We start from the raw sequence: 11,092 nt of genomic DNA on the forward strand, positions 1-11,092 counted from the left end.
TCCCGAAATCTTCGACCGGCAACCGACTAAAACTTTCCTTTTCTCAACACGAGCGTAACGCCGCCAATAATAAACAAATAGCGCAGATCGATCAGCTTCTTCATAAAGGCCGCCAACCCGCCCTTCAGCTTCCTGCCGAACACGATGCCGATCGCTTCGCCCTTGCCGAGCGAGGCGACGACTCCTTTGTTGTCGAACTTGAACTCGCGCATAGGCTGGTTGCGAATCGCCGCCACCAGATTGAACGCGCAGGTGACACCCTGCTGCATGGCGATTTGGGCCGTCGGCGGATAAGGCCGGCCTTCGTCATTGAACATGAGCGAGGAGTCGCCGATGATATATACATGACCGTTTTGCGTCGTCCGCAAGTAGGGATCGACCTTCACCCGGCCGCGCATCGTCTCGAAACCGGCCTGCTCCACGAGGCGATTGCCGCGAATGCCTCCCGTCCAGACTACGGTAGATGTTTTGATCGTTTCCCCGGTTGCCAGTACGACGCCGTCGGGCGTACATTGTTTGATCGCGGTAGCGATTTTGAACGTGACGCCTTTATCCGCAAGCACCTTCATGGCGTATTCGACAAGCTCCGGATCGAATCCCGGCAAAACGGTAGGCGCCGCTTCGATATTAATGATTTTGACCAACGCCGGATCGACGTCAAATTCCTTGCACAGCTTCGGGATGCGGTCGGCCAATTCGCCGATGAATTCGATGCCGGTAAAGCCCGCTCCTCCGATGACGAAGGTCAAATAATCGGTGCGGTCCGGTTCGCGCTTGAACTTGGCGAACTGGTACTCGATATGCTCGCGGATCAGACGGACGCTGTTGATGCTGCGGATGGCAAGTGCATATTCCTGAAGCCCGGGGATGCCGAAAGTTTCCGATTCTCCGCCGAGAGCGATAACCAAATAATCGTAGGACAGCGTGCCGTCCTCGAGAATGACTTTCTTTTCCGTCGGTTTGATTTGTACGACCGTCGATTTGACGAAATCGATTTTGAACTCGTCGATCAGCTTGGAAATGTTGACTCGCGCATTTTCCGGATCGTCCGTTCCGGCGGCGGGCATATGCAGATGGGTCGTTATATAATGATAGTCGTGCTTGTTCACCAGCGTGACGTTCGCTTCATTATAATTGAGCTCCTTCTGCAATCTCAGAGCGGTTAGCACACCGCCATAACCGGCACCCAAAATGACGATTCTTGGAACTGTACTCATCTCTTATCCCATCCATATCCTTGTTTGTTTAGCTTCTCTGTACGACCTCGACATTGTGAAAAAAAACACAAGCGAACTAGCGAGACACCCATTGCATGCAAAAATGAGTTCCGTAAAGCCATTCTGCATCCTGCAACTGCATCGTTTATTCGACATTATTATGAACGCTTTATTATCAAAAGCAATCATATATCTTCCCATTCAAAATTTCAAGCGACAAACTGTCTAAATTTTGTCGTTATTTGTGACAAATCCGCTTTTCTTCGCATATCGAGACGTTTATAATAGTAGGGTGTGAAAAAAGATCTGGAGGTGTCTGTTTTCGTGTCAGGAAGTGAACACAATCAACAAGTGACGGATATCATCATCATCGGCGGGGGCCCTGCCGGGATGTTTGCGGCGTTTTACGCAGGAATGCGCCAAGCTTCCGTAAAAATTATCGAGAGCATGCCGCAACTGGGCGGACAGCTTGCAGCGCTTTATCCTGAAAAATATATTTATGACGTAGCGGGATTCCCCAAAGTGACTGCTCAGGAGCTTGTCAACCGGTTGAACGAACAAATGAGCCATTTCCCCGTCGATGTCCGGCTGGAGGAAAAGGTGCTGAAAGTAACGAAGAAGGACGAGCGGCTGTTCGAGGTGGAAACCGATGCGGGCATCCACCAGTCCAAAGCGATCATCATTACGGCCGGCGTGGGAGCGTTCGAACCCCGCAAGCTGGACCTGCCCGAGGCGGCAAGGTTCGACAAGAAAAACCTGCACTACTTCGTCAGCGACCTGAACAAGTTCGCCGGACAAAAAGTATTGATCAGCGGAGGCGGCGACTCCGCGGTCGACTGGGCGCTCATGCTCGAGCCGATCGCCGAGCAGGTAACGCTCATTCATCGCCGGGACAAATTCCGCGCGCACGAGCATAGCGTCGAGCTGTTGATGAAGTCGAAGGTCAATGTCGTGACGCCGAAAGAAATCGAGAAGCTGAACGGCGGGGATCTTATCGAGTCGGTCACGATAAAGGATATCAAATCCGGCGTATCCGAGGATATCCCGGTAGATGCCGTTATCGTCAACTTCGGCTTCGTTTCCTCGATCGGTCCGATCGCCGAGTGGGGCTTGGAGATCGACAGCGGCTCCATCATCGTCGACTCCCGTCAAGAAACCTCGATTCCGGGTATTTTCGCCGCCGGCGACATTACGACGTACCCGGGCAAGCTGAAGCTCATTGCCGTAGGATTCGGCGAAGCTCCTACCGCGATCAACAACGCGAAAGTATACATCGATCCGGATGCGAAGCTTTCCCCGGGCCACAGCAGCAACATGAAGTTTTAACAGACCAAAAGGTACTCCGCGCACAGGCGGCAGTACCTTTTTCTTTCCTTATATACGGCATAATCGAGCCGAGCCTCAGGGAAATGAATCCTCGCCTGCCGCACGGGGCACTCTAACCGTATCAACCAGGTGGAGGTCGAGCGCCACATGTCCTACATGTGCCTGTACTGCAATGGAATGCTTGCTCTGGACTCGCTGTGCCCGCTATGCGGCAAGCCTTTGTCGGACGTCGGACGGCTCGAAGATTACTCCGGCCCCTATTCCCCTTATCGTTCCATCGACGATCTCAAGCTGACGAACGGGTACCCGGATCTTGCCCTCCGTCTATGCATCCATCAAACGTACTGCGGGTCGTGCGGATACTCGGCCGTTATGCCGATTGCGGAACGGCAGGCATAAGATTAATTGGCCGCCGAACGCAGAAACCCCGGCAAGCGGAAGAAAGCGACGGCAAGGCCGGCTAATCCGAAGGCAAGCAAAATGAGTACGGTTCCGGCTACGTCCCCGATACCGGCTCCATGGGCAATGACATCCAGCAGCGAATGCTGCGCCCAAAACTGCGGAGTAAAGTGACCGATATTTTGCACGAACTGGGGCATCAAATACGAGGGCATCCATAGACCGCCTACCATAGCCCCGCCCATGGCGATAATTTGCGTAACGGCCATCGCCGCGCCTTCGCCGGGGACCAGGAACGACAGACCGAGCCCGATTCCCGTACCGGCTATGCTCAAGCCGACCACGATCAGCGCAAGCGCCGACAAATCGCCCAAGTTCAAGCCGTATACGAAATGACCGAACGTGAACAAGAGGGTGCATTGGGCAATGACGAACAGCACGAACGGAATCCACATCCCGATCAAATAATGCAGCGGCTTGATGGCCGTGCTGCGGATTCTGGACAGCAGTCCGCTCTTCTTCTCGTCGAAAAACCGCTTCGCCATCGTAATCATGATATAGAAGACGAACATGACGGTCATTCCCGGAACGACCTGATCGATATAGCTGAAACTGTCCGAGGAGGTCGACACGTTCTCCACGCGGATCGGGGATGCGAGCGTTTGCTCCGCTTGCTGCTTCGATTGGCCCATTTGGATGAGCGCGTCGGTCAGCTTCTGCTCCCGGTATTGGCTCAGGATGCTGTTCATTATCGCCTGGATCGGCGCAACCGACGTTTGTGCCGCCGGATCCTGATACAGTTTTACGTCTACGGGCTTGCCTTGCTGCATATCCGCTTGAAATCCGCTCGGGATGACCAGAACGGCGGAATATTGGCCTTTCTTGATTTTATCGAGCTGATCGTCCAGCTGGGCCGCCTCGGCGAGCTTCACATCCATAATTTGTCCCGTCTGTTTCAGCAGCGCTTCCGATGCCGCCGTCCCGTCCAGATCGACCGCATGGAGCGATATATTGCCGGAATCGCCCGCTCCGCCGAAAATGGAGGCGAACATGACAATGAAAATGACCGGCATAAGCAGCAGGAAGAAGAAGCTTTGCTTATCTTTGCGCAGCAGCTTTAATTCTTTACTGATGATGGCCTTCATCGATTATTTCCTCCTCTTGATTTCAATAGACGCTGTCCGTGCATGCGGGTCAATCCCTCAAAGCGGTGCCGGTCACGGTCAAAAATACTTGCTCCAGCGACGGTCTCACGACTTCCAGCTGCTTCACGTCATAACGCTGCTGCGATGCCGCGAGTAACAGACGCTGCATGACCTCGCCGACGTTCGCCGTCTCCATGATCCAACCGGAGCCTTCCTTGGTCGTCTTGATTACGTCCGGATCGCGGGGAGGCTCCTTCATGCCTGCCGCTTCCATGTATATCGCCTGGCGGCCGTATCGCTCCAGCAGCTCTCCGAGAGGACCGGAAGCCTTGATCGAGCCTTGATCCATAATCGCGATTTCGTCGCACAATACTTCGACTTCTTCCATGTAGTGGGTGGAATAGATGATCGTGACGCCTTCGTTGTTCAGCTCCCGGATCATTTCAAAAATATGGTTTCTCGACTGCGGGTCGATCCCCACTGTCGGTTCGTCCAGTATAAGCAGCTTGGGCCGGTGCAGCAGCGCGGCCGCGATATTGATTCTCCGCTTCATGCCTCCGGAGAACGTCTTGATTTCATCCTTCGCCCTGTCGCCGAGACCGGTCTTCTCCAGCACTTCGCGGATGCGCAGCTTCAGCTCATTGCCGCGGACGCCGTAGGCCTGGCCGAAAAACTCGAGATTGTCGTACGCGCTCATTTTCTCATAAAGCGTAATTTCCTGAGGAACGTATCCGATATATTCGGCTACGGCTCCCGTATTGTTCGTAATATCCCGGCCGAACAGCTTCACTTGCCCGCCGTCGGCCTTGACGATGCCGGTCAAAATTTTCATCGTCGTCGATTTCCCCGCGCCGTTCGGTCCGAGGAAGCCGAATGACGTGCCGGCCCGCAGCGAGAATGTGACTTCGTTCAGCGCCTGCTTTTTCCCGTAGCCTTTGCGCAGCCCGGAAACCTCCAGTAATAAGTTATCGTTCGCGCCCGTTTCGACGCGCGGCTTCGCCAATACATGCTCCATGGCCATCTTCTCCTCCTAATCAAGTCGTTTGCCTGAAAAACCGTCTGCTGATCAACTCCGCTAAATGTGCAATTTCTTCTCCAGCAAGTAGGCGATCAGACGGATGACCACGTAGGCGACAACCCAGCCGACGACCATGGCGGCGAGCATGTTCCACGAGATCGTCGGCGTCGTAGCGGCATCGTATACCGACGGTTCGCCGAAATTTCCCGGTATGTCCGCATAAATCATGCCTCCTCCCCCCATGAACAGCACCCACAGAATCGGCGTAATCGGACGAAGCGCCGTATATGGAGCGCTGGCGGTCAAAATGCCCAGAATCGTCAGCAGCGGGCTGAAGCCGATCATGGTGAGCAGCCAGCCCCCGCCCGACCGGATGAAGGAACCGACGTCCGCGAGCGAATATGATGGCGCCAATATGGCAATGATCGTTGCGTACAGCGTTCCGAGCGCCAGTATGCCGATAAAAATAAGGAGCGTCCGCAGCAGGCAAGCCAGCCATTTAGCGCCGACCAACCATAATCTCGGATACGGCAGCGTCAGCCACCAGCCGTACGTATCGTTCTCCCATTCCCGTTTCAGGCTGCCGAAGCCGAGGAAGAACAGAATGTAAGGCAGACCGAGGGTCGCAAACCATAAATACTCCAGGTTCAACGAGCTGTTTATCGCAAAGTAGGCGGTCAAGGCGATCGCTCCGATAAGCAGCAGCGATACGTAGCCGATCCACCACCATTTGGCGATCGGGGAACGATTCTGCTTCCGCCAGCTCCCCTTCAATTTGAATTCGTGACGCACGAGCGCCCAGAACGTTTCGTTCGATGTCACGCTCTCCACTCCTTTTTGTACAAAGTCCGAAACACGTTTTGCAACGACCCGTATTCGGCGCGCAGTTCTTCCGTATCGCCCGACCAAATCGCCCGGCCGCGGTCCATCATGACCGTATAGTCGAACAGTCCTTCGACCTCCTGGATGTCGTGGGTGCTGATCAGCATCGATTGGCCGCGGTTTTCCAAATGATCGATAATGCCGGAAACGATCGCTTCCCGCGAAATGACGTCGATGCCGGCGAACGGTTCGTCCAGAATGATGAGCGGCACGTCGCGGGCGATGCACAGGATGAGCATGATTCGGGCTTCCTGTCCGCGGCTCATGCCGCCGATCTTCATCTCGGGATCGATATCCATCCATTCCGCGAACCGGATCGCGCCCTCCTTGTCGAAGCCGGGCAAAAACGCGTGTCCCCATTCGAAAGCCTGCTGCACCGTATGCCCCGGATACCAGCGCGCCCGGTCGGGCATGTAGGCGATATTTTTGTTTGTCTGCCAGCCAGGCTTCCCGCCGAACACCTCGATTTTCCCGTCATCCGGAGCGACCAGCCCCGCAATCGTCCGGAACAAGCTCGATTTGCCGCAGCCGTTCGGTCCCAGTATGCCTGCGATCCGCCCGGCGGGTATCGTAATCGTGAGCCCGTCGAGGGCCAGCTTCTTGCCGTATCGTTTCGTGACTTGCTCGCAAACGACGACCGGTTGCGTCATTGGTCCGCTCCTCCTTTATCCGCTGCCGATTTATGATTCACATATTGCTCGATATCGTCCCACGTAAGCCCCAAGCTTTCCATCTGCGCCATGAACGCTTCTATATACTGAGCGGCGAGCGCCGTCCGGAACTGCTTCACCCGTTCGGGGGATGACGTCACATAAGTGCCTTGACCTCTGCGTTTCTCCGTCAAACCGTCCCGCTCCAATTCCTGATAGGCGCGCATCACCGTATTCGGATTCATCCGAAGCTCCTGCGCCAGCTCCCGTACCGAAGGCATTTTGTCTCCCAAGCCGATTTCTCCTTTCGCGATCGCACTCCGCACTTGATCCAATATTTGCTCGTAAAGCGGTTGGCTGAAATCGATCTGGAATCGGAGCGGGCCAACCTCCTGTCCTGTCATAGGCGTTACTCCCCTCTTGCATGTTTACTGTTCTATCTGCTATACGTGTATTATATCACTTAATACACTTAATGCAAGTGATTTTTTATACGTTCCGGGAACGTCTCCCGGCCGGCGAAGCGTTCGAAAACAAGTGCGCCCGGCCGGCGAATCTGGTATGATGTCACAATCGGGCATCCGCCCGTCCGCGGTTCGAAACCATCCCGCGATACCAAAACTATGGAGGAATCGGCATGTTCAATTTGGTCTGGGGCCTATTTTTCGTTATCGTCAACTTCGGCCTTTTTCTGCTATGCTACAAGCTGTTCGGAAGAAAGGGTCTGTACGCGTGGATCGGCTTCGCCACTGTGCTGGCCAATATTCAGGTAACCAAGACGATCGTGCTGCTAGGCATCGTCATGACGCTCGGCAATACGATCTATACGTCCATCTATATGGCTACCGACCTGCTGAACGAGAAATATGGCAAGAAGGCGGCGCAGCAAGCCGTCTGGTTCGGCTTCTTCAGCCTGCTGGCTTCTACGATCATGATGCAGATGGCTCTCGCGTTCACGCCTCAGGACGACCCGTTCGCGCGGGAGGCGCAGCAAGCGATGGGCACGATATTCGGGCTGATGCCGCGGCTGGCCGCAGGCAGTCTGTGCGCTTATTTCATCAGCCAGTTTCTGGACGTCCGGGTGTACAGCTATTTGAAGACGAAATTCGCTTCGTACAATCAGCTGTGGATACGCACGAACGGCAGCACGGCGCTCAGTCAACTGGTCGACTCGCTCGTATTCTGCACGATCGCTTTCGCGGGCTTATATTCGTTCGACGTCTGGCTGCAAATTTTGATCTCGACGTATTTGTTCAAATTCGTCATAACGGCGGCCTCCACGCCCGTCATGTATATCGCCCGAAGCTTCAAGCACAAGGAGGACGAGACGCCGCTTCAGGCCGACCGTTAAATGTTCGCTACAAAAAGCCCCGAGGCGATTGTATGTATCCGCTTCGGGGCTTCTCTGTTTTGCCGTAATGAAGTTCGCGTATTTACGCCAATTCCGCCGACTCGACGAACCTTTCTTCATGCAGCCGCGGAACCGTCGCGTAACGATCCAATCGGGCGCAATGCCTTACGTCTTCGGCGTATCCTTTCTCCCGCAGCTCCCGACCGCTGCCGCAATCCCATACCAGCTCGGCGATTCGGGACTTTGATTGGCGGAATGCGCCCGCACATACTTCCGCTTCGGGCGAGCGGCTTCCTCCCAGCACCTGCAAGATCGCGCCAGCGCCCAAGTAATCCTCCAAGGAAGGACGCAGCACGTTCTCCCCTTGCCGCGGATCGCTCCACTTCTCGCCGCACGCCACGACTGTAACGCCGGCTCCGCTTATTCCGCGCAGTCGGGCGGCTTCCCCGGCTGCTGCGGAAGCATTGAGCAGACTGCCGACCAGAAGGGCGGACGAGGCTCCCCCGATCCTGGCACATACGGCTCCGTTCAACGAGCAGAGCGCGTACCTGCGCCCCGCATGCTCCGGTCCGTATGTGACCGGAGACAAAGTCGGCACCCCGGCTGTCGCCGCTTCGGCACGGCCCAGAATAACGTGCGCGCCATGCCTTCGGGCGAACTCGCCGAGCGTGTCGTCTTTTGCATGAGGAAACACGACTGCGCCGTGATGCAGCGCCGTCACCACCGTCGAGGAGAAGCTGAGCACATCGACCACGATGACGATATCCCCTCTCTTTGCGGCTTCCCTTGCACCGCGTTCTCCCCATTCCACTCGGCATTCGTAAGGGGCTTGATCGAACATAAGCTTGCCTCCTCGCCTCGAATTTTCAATGATGCTGCCCGCATTCAACATTATACTACCGACTACGCCGCCTTTTCATCGAGACGCTCCCAACCTGCGACGGAATCCGGAATATCATTCGGACTCTCTCGGATAAATGACGAAGCGGGGCTATCGTTCCGGTCAATCTTTCGACTGCCGGAGGATAGCCCCGCTTATCGGGGAAATTCTAAATCAGTTCGGACTTTTGCAGAAGCCTCTGTATAATCGCTGCAACTTCGGCTCTTGTAATAAACGCTTCGGGGGCCAGCTCGGCACCCTCTCTTCCCGATACGATGCCTGCCGCTACGCTGTCCGCAATACCGTTCTTCGCCCATTCCGAAATGGTCGCCGCATCCGTGTAGGCACTCAACGAGTCTTCGGCTGCTTTGGGCGCGAGTTTGGCTTTCAGACCGGTGATGGCCATCGCTTTGGCGACGATAGTCATCGCTTGTTCCCGGGTAATGTTATCATTCGGTCGGAAACGTCCGTCTTCAAAGCCGCTGATCAACTTGTAATCATAGGCTGTACGGATCGCGCTATAGTACCAATCCGATCCTTTTACGTCCGAGAAGGAGGCTGCTCCTCCATCCAACCGCAGTCCCAGACCGCGAACGATAATCGCTGCAAATTCGGCGCGGGTTATGTTCCGGTCGGGATTGAACAAACCTTCCCCCGATCCTTGGATAACCATCCGTGATCCCATGTCGTTGACGGCATCCTTCGACCAATGGTCGGCCACATCGTTATATTCGCGCGGATGCCATACGACCGAATAGGTGCTGTTCGTCAAGCTGTTGATTCGCGCATAATATTTGCCGTCGACCCGTACCACGATCGTCGGCACATGGCGCACGGTGCCGTCCGAGTCGATCACAACCGCCGTCGTGATTTTGTTCGGATCTACGTCGTCGGGGATGGCGATCGTTCTCTCGACGTATGCATCGAATCTCGTCACCTCGATCGTCTCGTTTCCGTACGTTCCGCTGACGGCAAACTCGAGCGGCGGAGCGACGAGCGAGAACCCGCCCTGAGCAGCCGCGCTTTCCACAACCTTCACCATGCCGTCGGCAGGACTCGATATCCGAATCCGAATTTCAATATCTTGCAGCCGCACCGCCGTGCCCAATTGCGCCGAGATGGCGTCAATGTTGACAAGACCCGCGGGCAGCGTATAGGAGCCGTTGCCGCTCCGGATTTCCACCACGGCTTGCTGCTGCTCCATGCTTTTGATCAGTTGACCGTTCAGTACGCCGACGATCACATCGGAATTCGTATTGACCGGAATCGTGATAATCGTATGCGGTCCCGCCGCCGCCAATCGCTGCTCCAGCTTCTGAGGGTCGACGGTGATCGTCGTGACCGTCCGGTCGTTCACTTTTGTAGTCGTCGCCGTTCCGGCAGTTTCCGTTTTGCCGTTCACGAGCACTTCCACGCCTGCGCTCGGCGCGCTGGGCTCGGTCGGAACGGTTGTCGGCGAGCCTGCTCCGCTGCCTCCAGACGTTCCGGGAACATTCGGCGTCACTCCATCGTTGTCGCGATCGGGCGCCCCCATCGGAATCGCCGCGGCTTCGTTGGACGCTCCGCTCACTCCGGCGGAGTTTGCCGCCTTGACCGTATAATAGTAACTCGTTCCGTTCGCGAGACCTGTCGCGGTATAGCCGTATACCGAACCGCCTACCGTGGCTGCCGCCGTGCCGTAATTACCCGAGACCAGGCTCTGGTAAATCCGGTACTCCGTCGCGCCCGCCACCGGATTCCAGCGAAGCGCAGCTTGACCGTCTCCTGCCGTCGCCCTCAAATTCGTCGGAGCGACCGGCGCTTGCATGGACGAAGCAATGATTACTGTCGAAGCCGCTGTGTAATTGCCATCTTCCGTCCTCGCCGTGATCGTCGCCGTTCCGGCCGTAAGCGGCGTGACGACTCCGTATGTGACCGTGGCCACTGACGTATTGCTGCTCGTCCATATTACCTTCGGATTTGTCGCGTTCGCGGGCGCGACCGTCGCCGTCAATGCCCCGGGCGCTCCACCCGCCGTCAGGCTCAGTGTCCCCGGCGTTACCGTTACGCCGGTTACCGGCACCGCCGTGTCGCTTACCGTGACCGTAGACGTCGCGGTATACCCGCCGTCTTCCGTCCTCGCCGTGATCGTCGCCGTTCCGGCTGTGAGCGGTGCAACGACTCCGTACGTAACCGTGGCCACCGACGTATTGCTGCTCGTCCACGTTACTTTCGCATTCGTCGC

11 protein-coding genes are annotated in these 11,092 nt (G+C 56.1%); 3 read left to right on the top strand and 8 right to left on the bottom strand.

Translation table 11 applies throughout. The features are described from left to right. Positions 1-26 precede the first annotated feature (26 nt). Positions 27-1,217, bottom strand: a complete 1,191-nt coding sequence (locus FE784_RS17195) for an NAD(P)/FAD-dependent oxidoreductase (protein WP_139603457.1) — start codon at positions 1,215-1,217, stop codon at positions 27-29. A gap of 324 nt (positions 1,218-1,541) precedes the next feature. On the opposite strand from FE784_RS17195, the gene FE784_RS17200 reads away from it, so the two are divergent. Further along, positions 1,542-2,543, top strand: coding sequence for an NAD(P)/FAD-dependent oxidoreductase (locus FE784_RS17200; RefSeq protein ID WP_139603458.1), 1,002 nt, complete (start codon positions 1,542-1,544; stop codon positions 2,541-2,543). 147 nt (positions 2,544-2,690) lie between these two features. Beyond that, positions 2,691-2,942 (top strand): hypothetical protein, encoded by a 252-nt coding sequence (locus tag FE784_RS17205; RefSeq protein ID WP_139603459.1) that lies wholly within the window; start codon positions 2,691-2,693, stop codon positions 2,940-2,942. A 2-nt stretch (positions 2,943-2,944) separates the two neighbouring features. On the opposite strand, the gene FE784_RS17210 is transcribed toward FE784_RS17205, so the two are convergent. The 5 genes from FE784_RS17210 to FE784_RS17230 are packed head-to-tail and all read right to left on the bottom strand — an operon-like array spanning position 2,945 to position 7,041. After that, the gene (locus tag FE784_RS17210; protein ID WP_139603460.1) at positions 2,945-4,087 is read right to left on the bottom strand and encodes an ABC transporter permease; all 1,143 of its coding nucleotides are present in this window, start codon (positions 4,085-4,087) and stop codon (positions 2,945-2,947) included. A 49-nt stretch (positions 4,088-4,136) separates the two neighbouring features. Continuing rightward, positions 4,137-5,108: an ABC transporter ATP-binding protein gene (locus FE784_RS17215; RefSeq protein WP_342779111.1), complete on the bottom strand. Its 972-nt coding sequence runs from the start codon at positions 5,106-5,108 to the stop codon at positions 4,137-4,139. A 54-nt stretch (positions 5,109-5,162) separates the two neighbouring features. Continuing rightward, positions 5,163-5,927 (bottom strand): ABC transporter permease, encoded by a 765-nt coding sequence (locus FE784_RS17220; protein ID WP_139603461.1) that lies wholly within the window; start codon positions 5,925-5,927, stop codon positions 5,163-5,165. Continuing rightward, entirely contained in the window at positions 5,924-6,637 is a 714-nt protein-coding gene (locus tag FE784_RS17225; RefSeq protein WP_139603462.1) for an ABC transporter ATP-binding protein, read from the bottom strand. Before FE784_RS17225 ends, FE784_RS17220 begins: the two co-directional genes overlap by 4 nt. Further along, positions 6,634-7,041 carry a GntR family transcriptional regulator gene (locus FE784_RS17230; RefSeq protein ID WP_139603463.1) on the bottom strand — a complete coding sequence of 136 codons (408 nt, stop codon included), beginning with the start codon at positions 7,039-7,041 and terminating at the stop codon, positions 6,634-6,636. The genes FE784_RS17225 and FE784_RS17230 overlap by 4 nt, the downstream gene beginning before the upstream one ends. 233 nt (positions 7,042-7,274) lie before the next feature. On the opposite strand from FE784_RS17230, the gene FE784_RS17235 reads away from it, so the two are divergent. Further along, positions 7,275-7,988, top strand: a complete 714-nt coding sequence (locus FE784_RS17235; protein WP_139603464.1) for a queuosine precursor transporter — start codon at positions 7,275-7,277, stop codon at positions 7,986-7,988. A gap of 82 nt (positions 7,989-8,070) precedes the next feature. Here the strand turns inward: FE784_RS17235 and FE784_RS17240 are convergent, their stop codons facing one another. Together FE784_RS17240 and FE784_RS17245 are read right to left on the bottom strand one after the other, a co-directional pair. After that, positions 8,071-8,829, bottom strand: coding sequence for a 2-phosphosulfolactate phosphatase (locus FE784_RS17240; protein ID WP_139603465.1), 759 nt, complete (start codon positions 8,827-8,829; stop codon positions 8,071-8,073). A gap of 208 nt (positions 8,830-9,037) precedes the next feature. Next, positions 9,038-11,092, bottom strand: a 2,055-nt coding sequence (locus FE784_RS17245; RefSeq protein WP_139603466.1) for an S-layer homology domain-containing protein, incomplete at its 5' end; no start/stop codon positions are given.

The organism is Paenibacillus hemerocallicola, from assembly GCF_006265175.1.
In the GTDB taxonomy this organism is placed as follows: Bacteria; Bacillota; Bacilli; order Paenibacillales; family NBRC-103111; genus Paenibacillus_AB; species Paenibacillus_AB hemerocallicola.